At 37.9% G+C, this 24,985-nt stretch carries 21 protein-coding genes; 15 read left to right on the plus strand and 6 right to left on the minus strand.

From position 1 onward, the window contains the following. Window positions 1–17: 17 nt before the first annotated feature. The 6 genes from hutI to M2R48_RS06955 all read left to right on the plus strand — a co-directional run bounded on the left by hutI (window position 18) and on the right by M2R48_RS06955 (window position 7,709). On the plus strand, window positions 18–1,229 hold the full coding sequence (hutI, locus tag M2R48_RS06930; protein WP_262085552.1) for an imidazolonepropionase: 1,212 nt from the start codon (window positions 18–20) through the stop codon (window positions 1,227–1,229). A 28-nt stretch (window positions 1,230–1,257) separates the two neighbouring features. Further along, window positions 1,258–2,178: a formimidoylglutamase gene (gene hutG, locus M2R48_RS06935; RefSeq protein WP_244015557.1), complete on the plus strand. Its 921-nt coding sequence runs from the start codon at window positions 1,258–1,260 to the stop codon at window positions 2,176–2,178. Between the two features lie 36 nt (window positions 2,179–2,214). Further along, window positions 2,215–3,486 (plus strand): Glu/Leu/Phe/Val family dehydrogenase, encoded by a 1,272-nt coding sequence (locus M2R48_RS06940; RefSeq protein WP_262085553.1) that lies wholly within the window; start codon window positions 2,215–2,217, stop codon window positions 3,484–3,486. 900 nt (window positions 3,487–4,386) lie between these two features. Then, window positions 4,387–4,845: a lysozyme inhibitor LprI family protein gene (locus M2R48_RS06945; RefSeq protein ID WP_262085554.1), complete on the plus strand. Its 459-nt coding sequence runs from the start codon at window positions 4,387–4,389 to the stop codon at window positions 4,843–4,845. A gap of 102 nt (window positions 4,846–4,947) precedes the next feature. Beyond that, a complete protein-coding gene (locus tag M2R48_RS06950) occupies window positions 4,948–5,472 on the plus strand; it encodes a hypothetical protein (protein ID WP_262085555.1) in 525 nt (174 codons plus the stop codon). Window positions 5,473–6,131: 659 nt separating this feature from the next. Next, window positions 6,132–7,709, plus strand: a complete 1,578-nt coding sequence (locus M2R48_RS06955; protein WP_262085556.1) for a sensor domain-containing diguanylate cyclase — start codon at window positions 6,132–6,134, stop codon at window positions 7,707–7,709. Between the two features lie 632 nt (window positions 7,710–8,341). On the opposite strand, the gene M2R48_RS06960 is transcribed toward M2R48_RS06955, so the two are convergent. Next, on the minus strand, window positions 8,342–8,977 hold the full coding sequence (locus M2R48_RS06960; RefSeq protein ID WP_262085557.1) for a TetR/AcrR family transcriptional regulator: 636 nt from the start codon (window positions 8,975–8,977) through the stop codon (window positions 8,342–8,344). Window positions 8,978–9,087: 110 nt separating this feature from the next. Here M2R48_RS06960 and M2R48_RS06965 point away from each other — a divergent pair, with 110 nt between their 5' ends. Both M2R48_RS06965 and M2R48_RS06970 read left to right on the plus strand, forming a co-directional pair. After that, entirely contained in the window at window positions 9,088–10,608 is a 1,521-nt protein-coding gene (locus tag M2R48_RS06965) for a flavin-containing monooxygenase (protein ID WP_262085559.1), read from the plus strand. Between the two features lie 88 nt (window positions 10,609–10,696). After that, on the plus strand, window positions 10,697–11,533 hold the full coding sequence (locus M2R48_RS06970) for an SDR family oxidoreductase (RefSeq protein ID WP_262085560.1): 837 nt from the start codon (window positions 10,697–10,699) through the stop codon (window positions 11,531–11,533). A 612-nt stretch (window positions 11,534–12,145) separates the two neighbouring features. On the opposite strand, the gene M2R48_RS06975 is transcribed toward M2R48_RS06970, so the two are convergent. Both M2R48_RS06975 and M2R48_RS06980 read right to left on the minus strand, forming a co-directional pair. After that, window positions 12,146–12,769, minus strand: coding sequence for a LysE family translocator (locus M2R48_RS06975; RefSeq protein WP_262085561.1), 624 nt, complete (start codon window positions 12,767–12,769; stop codon window positions 12,146–12,148). A gap of 10 nt (window positions 12,770–12,779) precedes the next feature. Next, window positions 12,780–13,355, minus strand: coding sequence for a PilZ domain-containing protein (locus M2R48_RS06980; protein ID WP_004721776.1), 576 nt, complete (start codon window positions 13,353–13,355; stop codon window positions 12,780–12,782). Window positions 13,356–13,378: 23 nt separating this feature from the next. On the opposite strand from M2R48_RS06980, the gene M2R48_RS06985 reads away from it, so the two are divergent. From M2R48_RS06985 to M2R48_RS06995, 3 genes are all read left to right on the plus strand, one after another. Further along, a complete protein-coding gene (locus M2R48_RS06985) occupies window positions 13,379–14,614 on the plus strand; it encodes a lipoprotein-releasing ABC transporter permease subunit (protein ID WP_004721775.1) in 1,236 nt (411 codons plus the stop codon). Beyond that, window positions 14,607–15,305: a lipoprotein-releasing ABC transporter ATP-binding protein LolD gene (gene lolD, locus M2R48_RS06990; RefSeq protein WP_004721773.1), complete on the plus strand. Its 699-nt coding sequence runs from the start codon at window positions 14,607–14,609 to the stop codon at window positions 15,303–15,305. The genes M2R48_RS06985 and lolD overlap by 8 nt, the downstream gene beginning before the upstream one ends. Window positions 15,306–15,419: 114 nt before the next feature. Then, window positions 15,420–17,894 (plus strand): DNA internalization-related competence protein ComEC/Rec2, encoded by a 2,475-nt coding sequence (locus M2R48_RS06995; RefSeq protein WP_262085562.1) that lies wholly within the window; start codon window positions 15,420–15,422, stop codon window positions 17,892–17,894. Here the strand turns inward: M2R48_RS06995 and M2R48_RS07000 are convergent. Further along, window positions 17,853–18,809, minus strand: coding sequence for a lysophospholipid acyltransferase family protein (locus M2R48_RS07000; protein WP_262085563.1), 957 nt, complete (start codon window positions 18,807–18,809; stop codon window positions 17,853–17,855). The two genes, M2R48_RS06995 and M2R48_RS07000, sit on opposite strands and share 42 nt — an antisense overlap. A gap of 137 nt (window positions 18,810–18,946) precedes the next feature. Between M2R48_RS07000 and sppA the strand changes: the two genes are divergently transcribed. The 3 genes from sppA to M2R48_RS07015 all read left to right on the plus strand — a co-directional run bounded on the left by sppA (window position 18,947) and on the right by M2R48_RS07015 (window position 21,811). Further along, on the plus strand, window positions 18,947–19,978 hold the full coding sequence (sppA, locus tag M2R48_RS07005; RefSeq protein WP_262085564.1) for a signal peptide peptidase SppA: 1,032 nt from the start codon (window positions 18,947–18,949) through the stop codon (window positions 19,976–19,978). Between the two features lie 317 nt (window positions 19,979–20,295). Further along, on the plus strand, window positions 20,296–21,096 hold the full coding sequence (locus M2R48_RS07010) for an alpha/beta fold hydrolase (RefSeq protein WP_262085565.1): 801 nt from the start codon (window positions 20,296–20,298) through the stop codon (window positions 21,094–21,096). 280 nt (window positions 21,097–21,376) lie between these two features. After that, window positions 21,377–21,811, plus strand: a complete 435-nt coding sequence (locus M2R48_RS07015; RefSeq protein ID WP_262085566.1) for a hypothetical protein — start codon at window positions 21,377–21,379, stop codon at window positions 21,809–21,811. 109 nt (window positions 21,812–21,920) lie between these two features. Here M2R48_RS07015 and purN read toward each other — a convergent pair whose 3' ends face one another. Continuing rightward, window positions 21,921–22,553 (minus strand): phosphoribosylglycinamide formyltransferase, encoded by a 633-nt coding sequence (gene purN, locus M2R48_RS07020; RefSeq protein ID WP_262085567.1) that lies wholly within the window; start codon window positions 22,551–22,553, stop codon window positions 21,921–21,923. Between the two features lie 9 nt (window positions 22,554–22,562). Further along, window positions 22,563–23,633 carry a phosphoribosylformylglycinamidine cyclo-ligase gene (gene purM, locus M2R48_RS07025; RefSeq protein ID WP_004721761.1) on the minus strand — a complete coding sequence of 357 codons (1,071 nt, stop codon included), beginning with the start codon at window positions 23,631–23,633 and terminating at the stop codon, window positions 22,563–22,565. Between the two features lie 135 nt (window positions 23,634–23,768). Between purM and cxpE the strand changes: the two genes are divergently transcribed. Beyond that, window positions 23,769–24,971: a chloramphenicol efflux transporter CxpE gene (gene cxpE, locus M2R48_RS07030; RefSeq protein WP_262085568.1), complete on the plus strand. Its 1,203-nt coding sequence runs from the start codon at window positions 23,769–23,771 to the stop codon at window positions 24,969–24,971. Window positions 24,972–24,985 lie beyond the last annotated feature (14 nt).

Genomic DNA, 24,985 nt, shown 5'->3' on the forward strand with positions numbered 1-24,985 from the left:
AGCAAGAGGAAATGTCAATGAAAAAACTTTGGACAAATTGTCATATTGCAACTATGCAAGATGGGCAATATTCCAGTATTGAATCTGCTGCAATTGTCACTTTAGCACAACATATTCACTGGATTGGCGCAGAAAAAGATGTTCCTGTAGATGACTATGCTGAGATCATTGACCTCAATGGTGCATGGGTGACTCCCGGTTTAATTGATTGTCATACGCATAGTGTATTTGGTGGAAATCGCAGTGTTGAGTTTGAAAAACGTTTGCAAGGTGTCAGTTATGCGGAAATCGCAGCGAGTGGCGGTGGTATTGCAAGCACTGTACGTGCAACACGTGAAGCAAGTGAGGAACAGCTCCTTGCTTCGGCACTTAAACGTATTCGTTGTATGCTTAAAGATGGTGTAACCACCATTGAAATCAAGTCGGGATATGGTCTGGACTATAGCAATGAACGTAAAATGCTCCGTGTGATTCGTCAAGTCGCTCAAACTTTACCGATGACCGTAAAAAGTACGTGTTTGGCAGCGCATGCTTTGCCACCTGAGTATCAAGATCAAAGTGATGCTTATATTGAGCATATCTGTACCGAGATGTTACCCAAACTGCATCAAGAAGGTTTAGTCGATGCAGTCGATGCTTTCTGTGAACATTTGGCATTTTCTCCTGCGCAAGTTGAACGTGTTTTTAAAACAGCTCAGGCATTAAACTTACCAGTTAAATTACATGCAGAACAACTTTCATCTCTCGGTGGTTCAACACTTGCTGCGCGTTACCATGCTTTATCCGCAGATCATTTAGAATACATGACCGAAGCTGATGCCAAAGCCATGGCCGCTTCAGGCACAGTTGCTGTGTTATTGCCGGGGGCATTCTATTTTCTAAGAGAAACCAAGTATCCACCTTTAGACAGTTTGCAGCAACATGGTGTGCGTATCGCATTATCCAGTGATTTAAATCCAGGAACATCACCAGCCTTGTCATTACGTTTAATGCTGAATATGGGCAGTACATTATTCCGTTTAACACCAGAACAAGCACTCGCAGGTGTCACAACCCATGCCGCTTATGCACTTGGCTTACAAGACACGCATGGCACATTAGAACAGGGTAAAGTGGCGGATTTTATTGCTTGGGATATTGAGCATCCTTCAGAGATTGTGTATTGGCTTGGCGGTGATTTATCAAAACGAATCATCCAACATGGAAATGAAATCTTGATCTCAGCTTGAGATTAATTTTTATAGAGTGATATTAATAATGAATCATTCATTTAAGTGGCAAGGACGACAAGATGGGGAAGGTGATGCTCATCTTCGTCTCCATCAAGTGATCAATACCAGTCATCAGGCATCTTTTGCTTTTATTGGCTTTAGTTCAGATGAAGGTGTTAAACGCAATCATGGACGCTTAGGTGCAGCTGATGCACCAGATATGATTCGTGCGCAATTGGCAAATTTACCTGTACATCAACCTGTGACGATTATCGATTTAGGCACTGTGCTTTGTGATCATGCTGAACTTGAAATAGCACAGGCAGAATTGGCGCATCAAGTCGAACGTAGTTTAAATTCCGATATGAAACCGATTGTGTTAGGCGGTGGGCATGAAGTTGCCTTTGGCAGTTTTTCTGGCTTATTTCAATACATTCAAAATAATCATCTGAATAAGAAAATCGGCATTATTAACTTCGATGCACACTTTGATTTGCGTGAAGCTGAACAGGTCACTTCAGGCACACCTTTTTTAAATGCAGCTAAACTATCAGAACAGTTTCATCAAGAATTTAACTACATGTGTATCGGCGTTGCCAAGCATTCAAATACTAAAATTTTGTTTGATACAGCAGAGCGTTTAAACTGTAATTATATTTACGATTATGAATTAAAACTGCAAAATGTTGAAAATTTAATCTTAAGAATAAATAATTTTATTAAAAAAGTAGACTATTTGTATATTACGGTTGACCTTGATGTATTTAACGCTAGCATTGCGCCGGGTGTCAGCGCACCTGCGGTGAAAGGAATCGATTTATCTATTTTTGACCCATTATTAGAAGCCATTAAAAAAACTGGCAAGATCAAAGTTTTTGATGTGGCTGAATGTAATCCGCGGTTTGATTTGGACAACAGAACTGCCAAATTAGCCGCTTATATCATTTTTAACTACATATTTGATTGATGATTCAAGTGACTTCATCAAAAGGATAAGCAAAGTATGTCTAATTTATCTTATATCTCTCAAAATAACGGTCCATGGTCTACCTACCTCGAACAAATCGAGCGAGTTACACCATATTTAGAACATCTGAAAGATTATGTCGACACGTTAAAGCGACCAAAACGTGCTTTGATTGTCGATGTGCCGATTGTGATGGATGATGGCACAATCCGTCATTTCGAAGGCTATCGCGTTCAACATAACTTATCGCGTGGTCCAGGTAAGGGCGGTATTCGTTACCATCCAGATGTAGATCTCAATGAAGTGATGGCACTTTCTGCATGGATGACCATTAAAACTGCGGTTTTAAATCTACCTTTTGGCGGTGCAAAAGGTGGTGTTCGTGTTGATCCTCGTCAGCTTTCCCCTCGTGAGTTAGAGCGCTTAACACGTCGTTATACCAGTGAAATTAGCCATATCATTGGCCCACAAAAAGATATTCCAGCGCCGGATGTTGGTACCAATCCCAACGTTATGGGCTGGATTATGGATACATATTCTTCGGGTCAAGGCCATACCGTAACAGGTGTTGTTACAGGTAAGCCAATTCATTTAGGTGGTTCTTTAGGACGCATTAAAGCAACAGGTCGTGGTGTATTTATTACTGGTCAACAAGTTGCTGCAAAAATTAAACTTCCTTTAGAGGGTGCACGAGTTGCTGTCCAAGGTTTTGGTAACGTTGGTAGTGAAGCTGCATATCTATTTGCCGATTCAAAATCTATTATTGTAACGATTCAAGACCATACAGGGACGATTTACAACCCTCAAGGTATTGATTTAGCAGCTTTAAAAACCTATCTAGAAAGCAATCAAGGTGTGGGTGGCTTTGCGGGTGCTCAAGCGATTAGCGATGAGGATTTCTGGGATGTTGAAATGGATATCTTGATTCCTGCCGCATTGGAAGGTCAAATCACGGTTGAACGCGCACAGAAATTAACAGCGAAATTGGTACTTGAAGGTGCAAACGGTCCAACTTATCCAGAAGCAGATGATATCTTAATCCAACGTGGTATCACGGTTGTACCTGATGTGATTTGTAATGCTGGTGGTGTAACGGTCAGTTATTTTGAATGGGTTCAAGATATGTCGAGCTACTTCTGGTCGGAAGAAGAAATCAACCAAAGACTCGATAAATTAATGGTTCAAGCGATTAATGACGTATGGCAGACTGCAAATGACAAAGTATGTAGTTTAAGAACGGCTGCCTTTATTTTAGGTTGTGAGCGTATCTTAAAAGCACGTATGGAACGCGGTATTTTCCCAGGCTAATTTATTTGTTGTAAACGTGACCTTAGCGTATCTTCGCTAAGGTCATTTTTTATCTGTTTAAAATGTATTTTAACGGTCTATTTAAATAGTGAATTTTACAGAATCTATTGAATAATAGTTATCTTATATAGCGTCTTGTATTGCACAGTAATAGCATTTCAAAAATCTGAGTTCATCTTAGCATCAACTTTGTACTGCCTTATTTTGTATATAGATTTGTGCTGTTAATTAGATAGAGTAGTCAAACCACCTCATTGTTCATACAAATTATTTCTATCAAACCTTTGTTGATAAAAGAGGATTATGTTTTTGTGTGAACTTTTAGAAACTGTTGGTTATCAATTCATTTTTTTGTAATTTTGAATCCTAGATGGATATTCTACCCCTGCCCAACATGAGCAAAAAAAAGCACAGCTTTGTTTGCAGCGCAAGGTTTGGCATTCCTAAGAAAAGTGAGGCATCGCCTACGCAAGGGTATTTAAACTTTGAAAGTAAGGTGTGGCATTGTAAGCCTTCTTACAATCAAATAATTTATTTTTCCATACAATTGATTTAATTAAAAAATTAATTAATAGAAATTATATTTATACGTCTGAGTTTTTCTAACAGGTTGACTATAGAAACACATTCTAACCTTAAGCTACTACTTGTGCTTTAAGCAAAGAAAAACTTTGTTCTCGTTCAACATGCAATGTAATAAAAATTCATAGCCTTAATTTTAGCAAGGTCGAATTGTATGGATAAACCTAAATATAGCCTGAACAAAATGTCTTAAATTTTGTAAAGTATTTGCCTTTTTATGGTTTTAATTTCACATGAATTAAACTATAAAGTATAGCTAGTATGTGAATAAATTATAGACACTTTTGCAATAAACCTTTTTAGAAAGTAGTTAAGAATATGAATAAAATATACTCAAAATACATCTATATTTTGAGCATTGGTAGCTTATGTAGCTTTGCGACTTTGTTATCAGCTGCACCAACATTGCAATACTCAAAAACCTACCAAAGCTGTATAAATACAGCAAAAACCACAGGGGACAAGCAACTGTGTATCAGTGCAGAGCATTTAGGTCAGAATGAAAGATTAAATCAGGCTGTAAAAAAACTAGCACCTAAGCTCTCAGCATATCAACAAAGCAGATTAACTGATGCTCAAGCAGAGTGGCGATCTTTGCAAAATTTTAAAGATAATCAATGTGATCAAGCTGCATTTGATGATGAAAATGCAGTTAAACCTTCTGGTAAAAACTTAACCGCATTGGATTGTGACCGACAGTCGCTTGAACGTGTGACTGAACGCGCTTATGAGTTGGAACAAGGCAATGTGCGGGCTGAATATTATCTTGATCCATAATTTATGATTGCTCATGATGTCTAAAGCATCGAAGTGTTTTATAAAAAATTTATTGGTTTTAGTGTAGATAAATCACCAACGTAAGCAAAAGGAAACTTTCTTATGATCAGTAAACAACAATTGACAACCAGTACAAGCAATAGCCGACAACACCTGAATAGTGGGGGTAAACATAGAGCCGCAGCTATTTGGACTGTATTTACATTCGGCTTGTTACTCACAGGCTGTGTTTCAACACCTAATCCTGTACAACAGGCTGCTGATAAATTGGTTGGGCAACATGTAAATAAAGCAATCGGAATCTTTGGCTCACCAACTTATCGCGTCCCAGCGAGTAAATTAGGCGGCTCTGCAATGTGGGAAAATTCGATTGTTTCACAACGTGTCGTACAGCAATTTGTACAAACGGGAACTGAATATGCAGGTCAGCGTGTCGTGGGGCAAACCGGCGGACAAGGGGTTGTTGGCGCTATTTATGAAAATCAATATCGTCCAACAGGGTACTATCAAAATGCTGTACAAGAGCATGCTCAATACCTTTGTAATATCACAGCACTGACGGGTCCAGGTGATATTATTACGAGTATTATGGTGATCGGATGTAAACAGAGCAAAGATGGTTTGTGATCCTTAAAAGCCAAATATAGCTTTAATCTGACAGATATACGATAAAATGGATAACTGTCAGATACGGTTGGCGAGAGTATCATTTTTAGAAGACAACATGATCAAAATAGTCTGTTCAAAGGCGCATACATCAATTCAGTAAAATAATTCTTATTCATGTGCATTTTCTATTTATTTTTCCCTAAATTTTCCTAAGGTGGAACAGTTAAAATAAAGATAATGGTGTGATTTAAATCATTTTAAGCATTTCACTCAATAGAAAATATGACTTCCGAAATACTCTAAAATGATGTGCAACTTCAAGCAATTTTTAGTTAGCCTCATGATATCTGTAGTGCCTATAGTAAAGGCATATAGCCATGGGGAAATAAAATAATACTGGTATTTTTTTGGTTTAATTTATAGCATATTCAGTTTATTTTTATCGGACAATATATTCGTCATTTGCACACTTTCGCATGGTTTATATACTGATTTAAAGTCGCTAAAACACCATTGACCAAAGCCAGATGATTATCTTCAAGAAATTTTCTTAAAAATTATGTGAAGGGAAACTATTTAAAAATCATGAAAATAAATTAAACAATGATAAAAATATTGTAGTAATACTAAGTAAAAAAGAATAAAATTCAATCAAATGCTGTTTTGCAAATGACCTCATGAAACTGAAAAAACTCATATTTTGTTTAAAGTTAAATCTGAGAAAACTTATTCTTTTTTTAGCAATATTCAGCATCGCCATTCTATTTATTGCTTCACTTTTCGTGAATTATTCTATTCAAAAAAAAGAACTATTAGATACTTCTCTTTCAGTAAATATGGAATATGCCACTAAGATTGCTCAAAAAACGGATTCTCAAATTCAGACTGTGTTAAAGCAGTTAAATTATAGTGCCACTTTGCTGGGGGATTCATTTAATGATGAGCAATTTAAACAGTCAGAAGTAGACCGACTTAAATTTCAATCGAATTACTTTGATAGTGTGATTATTTCAGATAAATACGGGCATGTACTGAATTATTCACCGTCAAAAATTGCCATTAATAAAAATGTGGTGAATACAACACTTGGGTTTAAACAATCCATTGAAACGCAAAACACGGTGATCACAAGCCCATATTACTCAATCAAAAACAATTTAATTGTTTTTATTTCACAGCCTATTTTTGATAAAAACAAAAAGTATCTGGGCTTTATTGGTGGGGCAATTTATTTAAAAGAAAAAAATATCATTAACGAATTATTAACACTGAGCTTTAACTATAAAGACAGTTATATGTATGTATTGGATAGCAATAGAAAAATTATTTTTCATCCCGATGCGAGTCGAATCGGTACTCTTGCAACAGACAATACCGGCCTTAACTATATGTCCACTCATATGATTGGAAAAATAAGACTGATCAATAGTAAAGGTGTGGATAATTTAGCGGGTTTTGCCAGAGTAAGTCATACCAACTGGATCATTGTTTCACAACAACCAACCCATAAGCTTTTAGAAAAAGTTCCATATCTGATTTATAAAATTATTGCTTATATGCTTGGTTTTTATATTTTAATCTTTTTGATTATTTGGAAGATATCATATTATATCTCAGCACCATTAAACCGCTTAGCAACCATGGCGAGCCATCTCAATAATCCAGAGACCGCAACTCAAATTAAAAATGTAGATGCCTTATATTATGAGGTGAGAAATTTTAAACGCTCACTGTTACAGAGCTCTTCAAATTTTAAGAAAAAAATATCTACACTCAATCATTATGTAAATACAGATCCGTTAACAGGATTTTATAACCGTAGAGGGATGGAGTTACATATTGAGCGCTTAATGAAAAATAACGCACCATTTGCAATTATTGCTGTGGATATCGATTATTTTAAAAAAATTAATGATCAATATGGACATGAAAAAGGCGACTTGGTCCTGACCAAGACTGCACAAAATATTAAAGATTGTGTCAGAAGTATTGATGTTTGTTGTCGGATTGGTGGGGAAGAATTTGTAATTTTAAGCCCTATCGATAGCCAAAATTTAACCATTAATATTGCAGAACGGATTCGGCAGGCATTAGAAGTAACGCCAATTGGAGAAATACCTGCGATTACTGTGTCGATAGGAATAGCACATTGGCCTGAAATTTCTACCGACATCCATAAGGTGTTTAAAGCTGCTGATGAATATTTATATCTGGCAAAGAAAGATGGGCGTAATTGTATTCGTTATAAAAAATAGCATTTAAAAATGCAAACTTATCTTCAATAAAGATCTTTCATAAATCAAAAAATGATCATGTGGAGTGAATCATATTGGTATTGAAAGTTCCTTCTCCCTCTGGGCATAGGTATCTACACAATTAAATCTATTTAAGTTAAATTGGAGAGCATGCTCTCCAATTTAACATTCCACACTTAGATAACCGATTAGTTAAACGCTACGGACGTCTTATTTTGGCTGGTCTGTCAATATTACTGAATACACTACAATTATTATCTGAACATTCGGTTGATGACCTTAAGCTGATTGCTGAAATTGCATTAGAGTCTCTACAAAAAGATGTGTAGATACCTATGCCCTCTGGGAGAAGGCTAGGATGAGGGGGATTTTATATTGATTTATGGTTTTAAAAAGGACTTATGAAAGAAGTCTAATATTTTATCTCATTAAAAACTGCCCATAATTTTGGTTATGGGCAGTTTTTGAGTAAATTTAAGTACTATTTCAATCTTAGGATGAAAAGTAAAAAATTATGTTGAGGCTATATCTTCATCCAAGGGAGACATTCATCTTCACAACATAACCATAAACAGTAGGATTGAATGAGGTAAAGAAAACAGTTTAATTTATATTCTGTTGATTGCTATAAATCAGGCTGATGGCTTAGCAACTCCGCCAATGATTAATTCAATAATCGAATCGCCGTAGTTTTTTAAACCTTTAAGATCTTCAGGGTTGGCTAAAAAGCGTAAAGCCCCATTGGTAATCATCCCAATGATATTATGCCCCGTATTTTCACAATCTAAATTCTCACGAAAAAAGCCAGAATCTACCCCATGCTTTAAATAGTTGGCAGTAAAAATACCCGCCATTTGCATCAAGTTTTGAATAAATCTGGTCATTTCAGCATCTATTGAGGTTGCTTCAAGTAATAATAATTTTAGAGTTAGGGGATTCTCTTGTGCAAAAAGACGGAAGCGTTCAGAAATTCGCTGACATTGTTCACGATATTCTTCAATATTATTCACTGCTTGAGGTGCATTTTCACCACTAAGTAACGCCATGATTTTTTGCATGGTATCAGAAATAACATGCTGCAAGATATCACGTTTATTTTCAAAATGGCGATAAAAAGTACCATGACCAATGCCTAAGCGTTTGGCTATATCTGAAATCGCTGTTTGATGGTATCCACGCTCAGAAAATTCTAAAAACGCAGCTTCTAAAATATCAGCTTGTAATTGGATACGTTGACGTTCTGCACGAGTTAAAGTTGGTTCATTCATAGGCAAAGAATACCAAATAAATATTCAAAATTGTTAAACAATGGAAATTGACAAGTCATTCCGTTTTTGACATTGTATTCCTATTGTTTATATTCTAAGCGATTTTCAACATGGAACAAATGAAAAAAAGTACCAAAGATAAAAACTTTTATAAAGTGATTATCGTGGGTGGTGGTTTTGCTGGTCTTGGTGCTGCAATCAAATTAAAACAAGCGGGGATTGAAGATTTTATATTGCTGGAAAAGGCTGCTGAAATGGGCGGGGTCTGGCGTGAAAATACCTATCCGGGTTGTGCCTGTGATGTACCATCGGCACTCTATTCATACTCTTTTGAACAAAATCCAGCATGGTCACGGGTCTTTGCACAGCAAAAAGAAATTAAACAATATTTATTTGATGTGGTCGATAAGTACAAGGTCATGCCACATGTGCATTTGAATCGTGAAGCTTTACAAGCACAGTGGTCCGATGTGGAAAATTGCTGGATTATCCAAACCGAACAGGGCGAGTTGCGCTCTCAATTTGCAATTCTTGCTTGTGGTCCTATGCATGAACCTGTATTGCCTGATGTTAAAGGTATTGAAAGCTTTAAAGGAGAAATTTTCCATTCTTCACAATGGCGGCATGATTTGGACTTAACAGCTCAACGAGTTGCGGTGATTGGTACAGGTGCTTCGGCCATCCAGTTTGTACCGCAGATTCAACCTCAAGTTAAACAACTGACGATCTTTCAACGTACTGCACAATGGATTTTGCCAAAGTCAGACATGCCATTACTTGCACCTGTTCGTGCCATGTTTAAGCTGTTACCGCTGACCCAACAGCTGATGCGAGGCTCAGTCTATGGAATTTTTGAAACGATAAACGGTGGAATTCAAAGTCCTACAGCAATGAAGCAATTCCAAAAATTAGCCAAATGGCATTTAAATTACCATATTAAAAATCCGCACCTACGAGAAAAATTAACCCCCAATTTTATTATTGGTTGTAAACGTATTTTGCAATCCAACAATTGGTATCCCGCTTTAGCACAAAAAAATGTTGAGGTGATTGCCAGCGGTTTATCTGAAATTAAAGGGAATACTTTAATTGCTAGTAATGGTGAACATTGTGAAGCTGACGTGATTATTCTGGGTACAGGCTTTGAGATTGCAGAACCACCCATTGCCAATCGTGTCTATAACCGTTTTGGACAGCGTATGTCTGATGTTTGGCAGGGGAGTCCTGAGGGCTATATGGGGACAATGGTAGAAAATTGTCCAAATGGTTTTTTGATGTTTGGTCCTAATGTCGCTGTGAGTTCCTCAGCATTTATTATCATTGAAGCTCAGCTTGATTACATTATCGATGCTTTGAAACAGGCAATTCAATTGGGCATCAAGACCATTGAACCAAATCCCAAAATCACCAAAGTTTTTAATGAAAAAGTCCAAGCAGCTTTGCAAACCACAGTATGGAATAAGGGTGGATGTCAAAGCTATTTTATTGATCGCAATGGACGTAACAGTACAGTTTGGCCATGGTCAACCTATAAACTCCGAGAAAAGATGAAACATTTTAATTTAGCTGAGTATCTGATTGATCATCAACCTGAACCAAGCACAAGCTTAAAGCAAGAAGATGTTGTATGAGAAAGAGATTTTAACTTTCATCATATTCAAACCTAAATAAAGAGGATGGATATGAAATTTACCAAGATTTTAAATAAAGGATAACGCAATGTTTAAAAAACAAAAATTAAAAGACAAAGTGATTGCGATTACTGGTGCCGCACGTGGTATTGGTTTAGCTACCGCGGAAGCTTTAATTGCACAAGGCGCAAAAGTCAGTATCGGTGATCTCGATTTAGCACTTGCTGAAAAAGAAGCACAACGTATTGGTGCAAAAGCTTTTAAAGTGGATGTGCGTGATCGTGAATCATTTGCCCAATTTATTCAAAACACCATTCAACATTATGGCAGTCTTTATGCTTTAGTGAATAATGCTGGGATTATGCCGATGGGGGCTTTTCTGGATGAAGATCCCGCTTTAGCAGATGCACAAATTGATATTAACTTTCGTGGTGTTATCATTGGTATGCAATTGGCACTTCCTGAATTGCTTAAATATAAACAAGGCCATATTGTTAATATCGCATCACTTGCAGGGCGCTTTGCTTTACCAGGTTCTGCGGTTTATTCAGGGACTAAATTTGCTGTGATTGGTCTCACCGAAGCAGTTGCAGGTGAGTTTCGTGATTCTGCTATTCAGTTCACGGCAATTTTACCCAGTAAAGTGCTAACAGAGCTTACCGTTGGGACTGAAAATGCGGCAAAAACGATTCCAGCTGTGACACCACAACAGGTTGCCGATGCAGTTGTGAGTGCTTTAATTAAGCCACGGTTATTTATTGCGGTACCTGATTACTTGCAAACAGTACATAGTGCTTATGCTTTATTACCACAATGGGCGCAAACAGGTGCACGTCGTATCTTGGGGGATGATGGTATTTTAACTAAGCTTGATCATTCTGCCCATTCAAGTTATGCCAAGCGAATTCATAAGTTGGCAGAATAATTGCTTATCAAAAAGAAACTTTTTAAATTAGTACAGGGTCTGTAGACATTTCATAAATGGCTTGCGTTGTAGGTTAAAATTGAGCATAAGACGTATACGTCGTAAAGCATGAATGGAGAATAGCGAGACTATTTTCGAGTTTCATAACGTAGTCTGAGATAATTTTAGCCACAACCCTGAGCAAGAACAAAGCACTGCTTTGTTTGCAGCGCAAGGCGCAGCGGGGGACTAGCGTGTTTTTTGCCGCTACGTCGTTACGAACTACTCTTTTAGAATGACTAAATTTCGTATTTCCAGCGCAAGGCGCAGCGGGGGACTAGCGTGTTTTTTGCCGCTACGTCGTTACCTTGCGAAACGATGTTTCTCATCATTTAGAATGACTAAATTTCGTATCTCGCGCCTAGTATCGCCTAAAAAACACACGTAGTCGCAAACATAGACGAATTGTCAACAGACCCTATTTGACTCAAAGTAAATACTCCACTTTGAGTCGTTTTTTTATGGGTGTAGCTAAGATGGATATCATTGGATATACGTTGGTGCGTATTACTATATAGCTGGTTCGGCTACATCTTATTGAAAAATTTTAAATTTATATTGGGTTGCTTGGTATTATCTTTTGGAGCTCAGCATGATTTGTGTTGCTAAGCCAAAAAACACCGTACCCATAAACCATTTTTGTACTTTTAACCAAAGTGCGTGACGATTTAAAAATTGGGTAAATGAACTGGCAGTAAAAATCAACAGCATGTTGACGAGTAGACTAATCACAATTTGCACAAAACCTAAACTCAGCGTTTGCACTAAAACATCGCCTTGGTGTGGTTTGATAAATTGTGGCAGCAAAGCTAAGTACATCATCGCAATTTTAGGATTGAGTAGATTGGTCAAAAAGCCCATCAAAAATAGTTTTGAATTAGAATAAGACTGTTGACTGGCAATCTCAAAAGGCGAGTGAGGAGAGCGAATTGCTTTCCAGCCAAGATAAATCAAGTAGAGCGCACCAGCAATTTTTAAAACATCGTATGCAACTGGAATCGTCATTAATAAAGCGGTGATCCCAAAAGCAGCACACAGCATATAAAATACAAAACCGAGTGCCGTGCCGCCCAATGAAACCATCCCCGCAGTTTTACCCTGACACAAGGACCTTGAGATCAGATAAATCATATTTGGGCCAGGGGTGAGTGCCATACCAAAGGCAATCAAGGCAAAAGCGAATAAAGTAGAGTCCATATGTGCAATATCAATTATTCTGTAGGGTGATGTTTTGTTGAATACATTCAGCCAGTTTGACTTTATCTTGTGGATGCAAGGTAATGAAGTAAGCACCTACACGATATTGCTCATTTTCAGCAGGTTCCGAGTACGCAATTTGTGCCGTTGCTGCAATATGGAAGAAATTTTCAGGATGACTCAGAGTGACATGAATAAAGCTACCTTGTTTCAGGTATTGTTGACTGGTAAAACTGAAGCCACTTTCAGAAAAATTGACTTTTTGTGGCGTTGGTAACATGGTTTGTACAATAGAATCGTAAAGAGAACCAGTAATAAGGTTTAACTTTTGGTTGAATAAGGATAAGATTCGAGCAATTTGTTGATCTTTTTCATTTAATTGTTCTAATTCGTAGTGAAGTGCATGATCAAATTGATCTAATTCTGCAAGTAGTAGAAAATAGCGCGGTAATACAAAATTAGCATCATATGGATCGTTCAGCGCAACTTCTTCAGAAATGATTTGATAGTTGATCCTTAACGCAGCATCGATTCGTGACATGACACGACGTTCATTTGCTTCATTTTGATGCTGTAACGCTTCCATAAAACACCTCGGACTAGAATGGTATGTTTAAACCAATCTCGCTGTATATAGGGTTGAGATACACTCGCGCACGGCGTAGTAATCACTTTATTTCTTTTATCGCTTTGGTTTCCATGATCGGTCTAACCTTAGGGGTTGCTGTACTGATTACAGTTTTATCTGTTATGAATGGTTTTGACCGAGAGTTAAAGAACCGTGTTTTAGGTATGATACCTCAAGCCACTGTTTCTTCAACACAAATTCTAACAGACTGGCCTGTGCTTGCAAAGAAAATTGAACAACATAAGCATGTAACTGGTGTTGCTCCATTTACACAACTACAAGGTATGCTTACCGCACAAGGACAAGTCGCTGGGATCATGGTGACCGGTATTGAACCTCAGTATGAAAAGAAGGTTTCAATTATCCAAAATCATATGGTGGAAGGTAGCATAGATCAACTAAAAAAAGGTGAATATGGCATTGTTCTAGGCAAACAAATGACTGATGCGTTAGGCCTTGGTCTAAATGACAATGTTACCTTGGTTTTACCTGAAGCAACCCCTTCGCCTGCAGGCGTTGTACCACGTTTTAAACGTTTTAAAATTGTTGGTATTTTTAGTATAGGTGCAGAAGTTGATTCGAGTTTAGGTTACATCGCACTTAATGATGCATCTACACTATTACGTCTACCTGACGGTGCGCAAGGTGTGCGTATGAAACTGGATGATATTTTCCAAGCGCCACAGGTTGCCAATGAAATTGTTCGTGAGTTACCGAGCGGTTTCTATGCCTCAGATTGGACCTATACGCATGGTAATTTATTCAGTGCAATCCAAATGGAAAAGGCAATGGTCAGTCTATTGTTATTCCTCATCGTGCTTGTTGCTGCATTTAATATTGTGTCTTCATTGGTCATGGTTGTGACGGATAAAAAATCAGACATCGCGATTCTAAGAACATTAGGTGCATCACCAGCAACAATTACCCGCATTTTTATGGTGCAAGGGACTGTGATTGGTGTGGTTGGAACGGTTGCTGGTGCAATTTTGGGAATTATCTCTGCATTAGGAATCAGTAATTTTATTGGCTGGTTGAATACTGCATTTGGATTACATTTATTCGATGCTTATTTTATCAACTACTTACCTTCTTATTTAAGATGGCAAGATGTAGTGGTGATTGTCAGCTTGTCCTTGGGTTTAAGTTTTATTGCAACCATTTATCCTGCATTGCGAGCGGCTAAAATTCAACCTGCGGAGGCGCTTCGTTATGAATAGTGCTACACAAAGTCCAGTGGTTTTAGAGGCACAAAATATCTATAAGTCGTTTACGGATGGCAAGTCACATGTAGACGTGATTACAGGTTTATCTTTGCAAGTCGCGCAAGGTGAGTTTGTCTCTATCGTGGGTTCAAGTGGTTCAGGTAAAAGTACACTCTTGCATATTCTGGGTGGACTCGATCGTCCTACTCAAGGTCTTGTCAATTTAAATGGCAAACGTTTTGATAACTTAGGTGAAGCTGAACGAGGATTTTTACGCAATGAACATTTAGGTTTCGTTTATCAGTTTCATCATTTATTGCCTGAATTTACTGCGCTTGAAAATGTCGCGATGCCGTTGATGTTAAGAAAAGATGCCGAATATAAAAAGGTTAAAGAACGTGCTGAATATTTGCTTGAACGGGTTGGATTATCACATCGTTTAACGCATCAACCTGGTGAGCTATCGGGGGGTGAACGTCAACGTGTGGCTTTAGCACGTGCCTTGGTCACACAACCGAAGTTGATGTTAGCCGATGAGCCGACAGGGAATTTAGATCGCAAAACAGCAAAATCTATTTTTGAATTACTGCGTGATTTGCGTGAGGAATTTAATATGGCTATGTTGATTGTGACACATGATGAGCAACTGGCAAAATCAGCAGATAGAATCCTACATATGCAAGATGGTATCTGGATCGATGGTTAAGTCAGCATTTATTTTGATGATATCATGCTGAATTGATGTATAATTTTTAAACTTAAGCCCAATCCGATTGGGCTTAATCAATAAATAAACACTGAAAACAATAAATAGAAAACTATGTATATGTACATTGCTTTAATCGGATGGATATTGGGTATCTCGTTTATGGGATATTATTCACCCGCTTATTTAAATCTCTTGATCTGGATCAGCTTAGTATTAAGTCTTGTGCTATGTGTATGTCGATGCTTAAACGATAGCTTGATCAATTCTGTTGTATTTAAGTTGGTTTCTCTTAGTGTAGTGGGGATATCAAGTGGTCTCCTAGGTTTTTATTATGCAGATTCAGCACTTGAAAAAAGATTAAATTTACGTGATACACCACCTCATCAAATTGAAAAAATTATTTATATTTCTAACATAAATAGCATTAAGCAAACAGACACATCCCCCAATACTCAATTGCCAAAAGATCAACAGCGTATCCAACAAAAAGTATTGCTACTCGAACCCAACAAAGTCAGACAAATGTTGATGTATCTGGATGGCTCACAGTCTGAAATGATCCAGCTGGGACAATATTATCGGGTTACAGGGCATATCAAACCGATTCATGGTTATGCTGTAGCAGGGGTGTTTGATAAGGAAAAATGGTTTCTACAAGAAAATATTCTGGCTGTATTCAAGCCCCAGTCGGTTGAACATATCGATGAAAATCAAGCGAAGCAATTGGGCTATAGCAGCTTTGTTGAGCAACAAAATAGCGTGCGATATAGAATTCAACTTAGTATCGAGAACTTACGTTTAAAGTTTCGCGATTTAATTGCTGATTCTTCACTAAAAAATAAGGGTTTAGTCCTAGCATTATTGACAGGGGATGAAAGTCTCTTGGTAAATGAAACTCAAGACCTGTTTAAGACCATGGGTATTTCCCATTTACTTGCAATCTCTGGGCCGCATGTATTAATTTTTGCCATATTGTTTTGCTTTTTATTTAACTCAAGCATTAAAAGGGTTTATCCACAGGTTTTTTTGAGTATTCCACAACCTTATTTATTGGTTTATCCATTTTTAGCTTGTGTGGTGTTTTATAGTGCTTTTGTTGGTTTTGAAATACCGGCATTAAGAACCATGCTAACAGTCTCAATTCTAAGCGTTATTATTTTATTCAAGCAAAAAATCCAACCACTTAAACATTTATTATTGACGGCCAGTATTTTATTGCTGCTTGATCCTTTTAGTATCTTATCTTCTGCTTTCTGGCTGTCCTTTGGTTCATGTTTTATTTTGATTCGGGTCTATCAAACGGTTCAAAAACATGCTCTCCCAACTGTAGAGACATGGAAGACCAAGACTAAGTTATTTATACGGGTATTGATTGATTCACAATGGAAAATATTTATTGCATTACTGCCAGTGGTGCTGTGGATTTTTCAACAATTTTCGTGGATTACACCCTTGAGCAATTTGCTTGCAATTCCGATGATTGGCGCACTGATTGTTCCCATTGAAGTTTTGGCCGCATGTATAAGTATGCTATTTGAACCTTTGGGATTATGGCTTTTCACGATTTCTGATCTTTTATTGTCTATGTTGCTGTACCTACTGGAAAGATTAGATCAGCTGCTCAATTTTAAATTAAATTGGTGGGCATTTAATTCTCTAGAAATTGTTTGCATTGCTTTGGCTGTGTTTATTTTATTTTTGCCCAAAGGTGTGCTGCCAAAATTTTGGGCAATACTCTGTTTAATCCCCTTAGTGATCTCGCATAAGAGTTCTGCAATCTTTCAACTGGATATCATAGATGTCGGGCAAGGGCAGGCCATTTTTTTAAACCTCCCCCAACATAAAATGCTGATTGATACAGGCGGTTCATTTGATGAAGCAAGATTTAGTATCGGTAAAAATGTCATCATTCCATATCTGATGCGACAAGGGATTGCTCAATTGGATCAGGTAGTTTTGACGCATTTAGATCAAGACCATAGTGGTGCATTTGCAGAAATAGAGAAAGTGATCAAAATAAACAAAGTCTATTCAAATGAAACAGATGCACGTTTTAACCTGCATGATTTTGACTATTGCCATCAAGGACAATATTGGCAATATGAAGATGTTCGAATTTCCGTCTTAGCGCCTACTAAAAATAGCCTAAGTAAAGCTGCCTATGATCGAAATGAACTGTCTTGTGTGATCTATATCCAAGTCCCTCGGTCAAAGTCATATCAAAACTTTTTATTGATGGGGGATGCTGGTTGGGAAACAGAATTTAATTTGTTAACACAATATCCCGATTTAAAGGTCGATGTCTTAGTACTAGGTCATCATGGCAGTAAAAATAGTTCTTCTTATGCCTTTTTAGAGCAGTTACAACCTAAACTTGTGATTGTATCGGCTGGATATGCCAACCGTTATGGCCATCCACATCCGATTGTATTGAAACGGTTAGACGTGTTGAACATTCCAGTCAAAACCACGATAGAACAAGGTTCTATTCAATTTAAACTAAATCCGCAAGGGCAGATAGAGGTGACTGGTTATCGCCAAACTTTAAAGTGGCTCACTTTCCGTGATCGCATCATTGCGGACTGAATTGACCATTTCCATGGCTTCTTTATTGGAAACATTATAAATCTGTTTAAGTTTTGGATGAGCTTTAAAGCGTTTATAACTCCAGTGATAATGTTCTGGGTATTGGCAGATTAATTTTTCCAGTGCAGTGTAAATCATATGCGTACCTTGATTGGCATCCACCTGATAGATCTTTTCATCAATCGGCTGAACCACCATATCAAAACCCTGATTGTCGTTTCGGATTGCATATAAGAAAAGTGCTTTGGATTTGGTCTTTTGGATCAGTTTGGCACTTAAATTACTTGAGGAGAGCGGAATTCCAAAATATTTAATCAGTTCTCCACCTTGGTGAGGTGAATGGTCAGGCAAAATCACGGTTGTACCACCTTGTTTTAACGCCCTAAATATTTGTCGTACACCAGATTCATCTGTTGGAACTAAGCTGGCATTTTCACGACTTCGCGCTGCACGTACAAAACGATCCGCACTCTCATCCTTAATCGGTTCATACATAATGGTCATTTGGGTATATTGGGCAAACCATGCATTCATAATTTCCCAAGTACCAAAATGAGGCACGATTAGTACGAGGCCTTTTTTTGCAGCAATGGCCTCATGAAAATAGTGTTCACCTTCAACATGATGAATACGATCGATATTTTTTTGATTGGAACTACCCCAAACCGTAAAGAACTCCATATAAGATTGGAGTTCGTTACGAATAGCCTGTTCTGTAATTTTCTCGCGTTTAGGTTTATCAAGATCTGGAAAGCAAATTTCAATATTTAGACGAATGGTTTCAGATGTTTTTGTGATATGTAATAAATTGACCAGTCCTGCCAAAATACGCGCGATAAAGCGCGCGATTGGGATCGGCAGTCGACTGAAAAAATTGAGGAGTCGCGAAGTTGTAGTCTTATGTTTATCAGTCATCTGGATCTAAAATTAATGCAGAAGTTAAGTAATGGTGAGATTTAGCTAATTATTATAAGTTAAATCGTAATGATTAAATAGATTATACGGATTCCGTGTATATAATGAAGCATGAATAATTAATTTGGATGGTATAAATGTCAGATTGGCCGCCGAAACCTCAAAATGACAATACAAATTTGAATTCCTCTGCGGGTCAACAGCCTACAGGACAGGAATGGAAGATCTTAGAGAAAGCTGTGCTTGCTTCAGTTGAAGAGCAACGTCGTACTCGTCGTTGGGGGATCTTTTTTAAAATACTCACTTTTCTTTATATTCTGTTTGTCTTAGTTGCACTGGGTAAGAGTTGTTCATTATCTGGTTCAGATGATGGAACAATAACCTCAGAGAATCATTTGGGCGTCGTCAATATTGTTGGTACGATTGATTCAAGTAGTCAAGGCGTAAATAGTACTGATACGATTAAATCATTAAAGAAAGCCTTTGAAGCAAAGTCTGCTAAAGCTGTTGTATTGAATGTGAACTCACCGGGTGGATCACCAGTTCAGTCTGATGATATTTGGCAAGAGATTCAGTACCTTAAAAAACAAAATCCAGAGAAAAAAGTCTATGCTGTGATTGGTGATATGGGCGCTTCAGGTGCTTACTATATTGCATCAGCAGCAGACGAAATTTGGGTGAATCCATCGAGTTTGGTGGGGTCAATCGGTGTGATTATGCCGAATTATGGTGTAAATGGTTTAGCCCAAAAATTAGGTGTTGAAGACCGCACCATGACTTCGGGAAGCAATAAGGACATACTCAGTATGACCAAGCCGATTAATCCAGAACAACGTGCGCATATTCAAGCTTTATTGGACAATGTCCATGATCACTTTATCGACTCTGTGAAACAAGGTCGTGGTGAAAAGCTAAAATCGAAAGATCCAGCGATTTTCTCTGGCTTATTCTGGACAGGTGACCAAGCTATTAAATTGGGTATCGCAGATAAAGCAGGAAATATTGAAACATTGAAACGCGAATTAAAAGTGAAAAAGACAGTCAATTATACAGTTGAGCGTAGCCCATTTGACTCCGTTCTAGGCCGTTTAGGTTCAGAAATGGGGAATGGCTTAGGTGAAGCTGTGAGCCAAAAACTTGGTGTGAACCAAGATGTGAAAATGCAATAGTCTAGGTTTTATCGATCAGTAAACAGTAATATAGCAGTAGCATTGCTGTTTACTGATCCAACCTGTATGAAGTAAAAACAAAGTGTATGAAAAAAAGAAAAATTAAGCCAAACAAAATCTTAAAGCTCTATTTTCTTGTTACCTTAAGCCTTTATAACTGCTTTAAACCTGTTTAATTCATTTGAGTGGCATCGCTAAGTGCAAAACAAGAGCACGGAGTTCACTTAAAATGTTTAACTGAATCCTATTTATCAGCTACAGTATTTTCAATTCATCATATTTAGAGTGTAAAGCAAGACATGGTTAGCCTATCTCACATGAAACCTGTTATTCATTTTGCCCATGCCAATGGTGTGCCATCTCAAGTCTATACCAAACTGTTCGATTTACTGAAAGATCAATATGATGTGATTTATGTTTCTTTATTGGGTACAGATCAACGTTATCCTATTGATAACAATTGGTCGAATTTTGCAGATCAAGTGATTGATAGTATTGTGCAACAGTCTAATGGACGTAAAGTGATTGGTTTAGGCCATTCATTAGGCGCTGTTTCAACCTTTTTGGCCTCATTTAAGCGCCCAGATTTATTTGAACAAGCAATTTTATTGGATCCTCCTTTGATTATGGGGACCGCCTCCTTTGTTTTTAATCTTGCAAAGAAATTTTATCCTCAAAAGATCGATGCAATGACACCAGCGCATCTCAGCATACGCCGTCGAGATCATTGGGAATCACGTCAGCAAGCCGCAGAGTTGTTACGTCCAAAGGGGTTTTATCAGCATTTTGATGCAGATTGTTTTCAGGCTTATATCGATTATGCGCTAACAGAAGACCATGTTCGTGGTGGCGTAACTTTAACTATTCCTAAGGATGTTGAAGTTGCAATTTTTAGAACAGGTCCTTCTTATTGGTGGTTACCGCATCCACAGCCAAAAGTTCCTGTAGATTTGGTGATTGGTTCAGAGAGTCCTTTTTTAAAACGTAAATTTCCACAAATAGCCAAAAAGAAATTTAATATTCCTTTTACCCTGACGGCTGGAGGGCATATGTTTCCGTTGGAACATCCAGTTGAAACAGTTGAATTAATTAAAAAGCTAATTCAACAGAATCGATGATTTTAGGTAATTTTTATGCAAATATTTAGGGTCTGTAGACATTTCATAAATGGCTTGCGTTGTAGGTTAAAATTGAGCAGGCAAGGCATGAAACGAAGAGAATAGCGAGACTATTTTCGAGTTTCATAACGTAGTCTGAGATAATTTTAGTCACAACCCTTCGGGACTAGAGTGTTTTTTGCCGCTACGTCGTTACGAACTACTCATTTAGAATAACTAAATTTCATACTCCGCGCCTAGTATCGCCTAAAAAACACACGTAGTCGCAAACGTAGACGAATTGTCTACAGACCCTGATGATTTGAGAATAAGTAGTGATGTTCTATTGGGATCCTACCAATTCGGACCAACACAGATCATTGATGTTGAATTTGATTTAGAAGTTGAAAAGCCTAAATTTGATGATTTTGCGATGTTGCTTCAATCCGCTGGAAATGTGATAGGAAAACTGACCCAGCAGAAATTAAGTGAACTTCAATCTCAGATTGCTAAAGAACTTACCGACGCTGCTTATATTGATATGGAAGCCGAGATTAGGCATCAGAGTCAACAAGTCTTAAAGGCGCAGTTATGTTTATACAAAATTTGCTTTTTTATCGAAGGCGTAACGAGTTTAATTTTTATTGCGCAAATGGACTATCCTGACTTGTGGATTTATTGTCAAATCAATACAGCGTTTGAAATTGAAGATATAGAGGTTTCTGAACCGCGTTAAATTATCGTTCAACTTTTTGTTTAGATAGCAGATTATAAAATTTCGTTTAGCCATAAAAAATGCATCCGAGGATGCATTTTTTTCGACAGTATTTGAAATCAAGCAATACTTAAAGCTGGCAAAATTGAATTGGCTGTTTAAGTGCTTGTCCCTTAAATAAAACCTGACCATTTTCCAAGTGTTGAATGGTGCCATTACAGATCCATTCAACTGCTTGAGGATAAATTAAATGCTCAAGTACATGTACACGTGCTGCAAGGGATTGCACATTATCATGTAGATCGACTGTTAAAACACCCTGAGTCAACGCTTGTCCAGCGTCTAACTCAGCAGTGACATAATGCACAGTACAACCATGTAAAATATCACCTGTATTTAAAACACGTTGATGTGTATACATGCCTTTGTAATGGGGCAATAGTGAAGGGTGGATGTTGACCATTTTCCCTTCCCATGCTTGGACAAATTTGGCACTGAGAATACGCATAAAACCAGCGAGAATGACTAAATCAACATCCCAATCCTGTAATTGTTGATGCATGACAGCATCAAAAGTTTCACGATCAGGATAGTGTTTATGCTCAATCACCGTGGTTGCAATGCCTGCTTTTGTAGCGCGTTCTAAGGCAAATGCTTCAGGTTTATTGGAAATGACCCCCACGATTTGCCCTGAAAGATTGGCATCAATCAAGGCTTGAAGGTTACTTCCACTGCCTGAGACAAGTACAGCAATTTTAATCATGTGAGAGACTTATGCAAAAATCACACGAATTTTTTCATCTGCACCTTCAATAGAAGCCGCATTTTCTTGAATATGACCAATTGTCCATGCTTTTTCGCCTTGAGCAGTCAAAACTTCAATAGTTTTGTCAGCATCAGCAGCATCAACTGCGATGACCATACCCACACCACAGTTAAATGTGCGGTACATTTCAAATTGTTCTACAGCACCTTCACGTTGTAAAAGTTTGAACAATTCAGGCCATTGCCAAGAGGATTCATTAATTACGGCTTGAGCACCATTTGGAAGGACGCGAGGTAAATTACCAGGTAAACCGCCGCCTGTGATGTGTGCCATTGCATGGACATCAACTTGTTTGCACAGTTCAAGTACTGGTTTTACATAAATACGTGTTGGTTCCATTGCAACATCTGCAAGCGGACGACCATCTACAATTTGAGTTAAATCGACATTTTTTACGTCTAAGATTTTACGAAGTAAAGAATAACCATTTGAGTGCGCGCCAGAAGAGGCTAAGCCGATAAGAACATCACCTGCTTTTACTTTCGTACCATCAATGATTTTACTTGCTTCAACCACACCCACAGAGAAACCTGCGAGGTCATAGTCTTCACCTTCATACATTCCTGGCATTTCAGCAGTTTCACCACCGACCAATGCGCAGCCTGCAAGCTCACAACCTTTACCAATACCCGTCACAACATTTGCAGCAACATCAACATTTAAATGTCCAGTTGCGTAATAATCGAGGAAAAATAGAGGTTCAGCACCACATACAAGAAGATCGTTTACACACATTGCAACCAAGTCTTGACCAATCGTGTCATGACGATTTAAGTTCAATGCTAAACGTAATTTTGTACCGACACCATCTGTACCAGATACAAGAACAGGTTCTTCATAACCTTTAGGGATTCTGCAAAGTGCGCCGAAGCCGCCTAAACCACCCATTACTTCAGGGCGTGTTGTACGTTTAGCGACAGATTTGATTCGATCGACAAGTGCGTCGCCCGCTTCAATATCGACACCAGCGTCTTTATAGCTTAAACCAGTGTTTGGGGTAGAAGTTGAGTTGCTCATAATTGAAGTCTCCGCATTCGCGCGGGGATTATACCCGAATATACGAAACTCTTATGTTATTTCTGCACTAAAATGCTATCTTTATGAAAATATTTTCCCCTCCATAACGAATAAATTTGAAAAAGGCGTGATTCGATGCACGATCGGACTTTAAAACGAATTTTTATCCTTGCTGGAATTGCTTTAGTTTTATGGATTTTATATTTATTAAAACCTGTAGTGATTCCTTTTGTTGCGGCTTTTCTGGTTGCCTATTTATTTAGTCCAGTGGTGGATAAGCTGTCTAAATTTTTACCAAGGTGGCTCTCTATCTCAGTGGTATTTATTGGAATAGGTGTGTTACTGACTTGGGCAATATGGTTTGTCGTGCCCTTGGTTTGGAAACAATTAATTTATGCCCGTGACAGTATTCCTGCGGGAATCCATTGGGTGAATTCTACTTTCCTACCGTGGTTATCCAACAATTTCAATGTTGAACATATGGAATTGGATACAGACCAAATTTCTAAAGTAGTAATGGAGTATGTTCAGACCAACTATAGTGCGGACAGTATCCAAGCGATGGCTTTAAAAATTGCCCAATCTGGACTGAGTTTTATTTCGATCGGCGGAACAATTGTTTTAATTCCAATTATTGCATTCTATTTCCTGCTTGATTGGAATCGGATGTTGGAACACTTAAAAAGTTTTATTCCTCGTCAATATGAAAGCAATGTACTTAAAATTGTTGGAGAATGTCATAGCGTTTTGGGGGCTTTTGTTAAAGGACAGTTCCTTGTAATGATTTTATTGGGAATCGTCTATGCCGTGGGCTTGCAATTGGTGGGGCTAGAGGTTGGATTAATTATCGGTATGATTGCGGGGCTGTGCAGTATCATTCCATATCTTGGCTTTGGTGTCGGAATTATTGCGGCAGTGATTGCCTGTTTTTTCCAGTTTGGTCTAGATCCAAAACATTTATTAATGGTTCTGGCCGTATTTGGTGTAGGGCAGCTCATCGAAGGATATATTCTTCAACCGTTCTTATTGGGTGATAAAATTGGTTTATCTCCTGTAGCTGTGGTATTTGCAGTACTTGCTGGGGCTCAGTTGGGGGGCTTTGTGGGGATGTTGATCGCACTGCCAGTTGCCGCTGTTATTGTGGTTTTACTCAAGCATCTCAAAGATTTATATCAAGAAAGTCAGTTCTTTAAAGCAGAGGATACTTTAGTGACCATACAAAATAATGGCACTACTGAAACAATTTCAGTCGAAAGCGACAAAGTTGATCTTGATATTGAAGTTAAAAACACGCAAGATACTGATCAATCGATTAAAAATGATCAAAATCCACTTTAGGAATGATTTGAATA

The sequence above is a fragment of the Acinetobacter sp. I-MWF genome (assembly GCF_025433935.1).
GTDB lineage: Bacteria > Pseudomonadota > Gammaproteobacteria > Pseudomonadales > Moraxellaceae > Acinetobacter > Acinetobacter guillouiae.

Coding starts and splice junctions, on each gene's coding strand:
- hutI (WP_262085552.1), top strand. CDS start 18: ATGAAAAAACTTTGGACAAATTGTCATATTGCAACTATGCAAGATGGG.
- hutG (WP_244015557.1), top strand. CDS start 1,258: ATGAATCATTCATTTAAGTGGCAAGGACGACAAGATGGGGAAGGTGAT.
- M2R48_RS06940 (WP_262085553.1), top strand. CDS start 2,215: ATGTCTAATTTATCTTATATCTCTCAAAATAACGGTCCATGGTCTACC.
- M2R48_RS06945 (WP_262085554.1), top strand. CDS start 4,387: ATGAATAAAATATACTCAAAATACATCTATATTTTGAGCATTGGTAGC.
- M2R48_RS06950 (WP_262085555.1), top strand. CDS start 4,948: ATGATCAGTAAACAACAATTGACAACCAGTACAAGCAATAGCCGACAA.
- M2R48_RS06955 (WP_262085556.1), top strand. CDS start 6,132: ATGAAACTGAAAAAACTCATATTTTGTTTAAAGTTAAATCTGAGAAAA.
- M2R48_RS06960 (WP_262085557.1), bottom strand. CDS start 8,977: ATGAATGAACCAACTTTAACTCGTGCAGAACGTCAACGTATCCAATTA.
- M2R48_RS06965 (WP_262085559.1), top strand. CDS start 9,088: ATGGAACAAATGAAAAAAAGTACCAAAGATAAAAACTTTTATAAAGTG.
- M2R48_RS06970 (WP_262085560.1), top strand. CDS start 10,697: ATGTTTAAAAAACAAAAATTAAAAGACAAAGTGATTGCGATTACTGGT.
- M2R48_RS06975 (WP_262085561.1), bottom strand. CDS start 12,769: ATGGACTCTACTTTATTCGCTTTTGCCTTGATTGCCTTTGGTATGGCA.
- M2R48_RS06980 (WP_004721776.1), bottom strand. CDS start 13,355: ATGGAAGCGTTACAGCATCAAAATGAAGCAAATGAACGTCGTGTCATG.
- M2R48_RS06985 (WP_004721775.1), top strand. CDS start 13,379: ATGTTTAAACCAATCTCGCTGTATATAGGGTTGAGATACACTCGCGCA.
- lolD (WP_004721773.1), top strand. CDS start 14,607: ATGAATAGTGCTACACAAAGTCCAGTGGTTTTAGAGGCACAAAATATC.
- M2R48_RS06995 (WP_262085562.1), top strand. CDS start 15,420: ATGTATATGTACATTGCTTTAATCGGATGGATATTGGGTATCTCGTTT.
- M2R48_RS07000 (WP_262085563.1), bottom strand. CDS start 18,809: ATGACTGATAAACATAAGACTACAACTTCGCGACTCCTCAATTTTTTC.
- sppA (WP_262085564.1), top strand. CDS start 18,947: ATGTCAGATTGGCCGCCGAAACCTCAAAATGACAATACAAATTTGAAT.
- M2R48_RS07010 (WP_262085565.1), top strand. CDS start 20,296: ATGAAACCTGTTATTCATTTTGCCCATGCCAATGGTGTGCCATCTCAA.
- purN (WP_262085567.1), bottom strand. CDS start 22,553: ATGATTAAAATTGCTGTACTTGTCTCAGGCAGTGGAAGTAACCTTCAA.
- purM (WP_004721761.1), bottom strand. CDS start 23,633: ATGAGCAACTCAACTTCTACCCCAAACACTGGTTTAAGCTATAAAGAC.
- cxpE (WP_262085568.1), top strand. CDS start 23,769: ATGCACGATCGGACTTTAAAACGAATTTTTATCCTTGCTGGAATTGCT.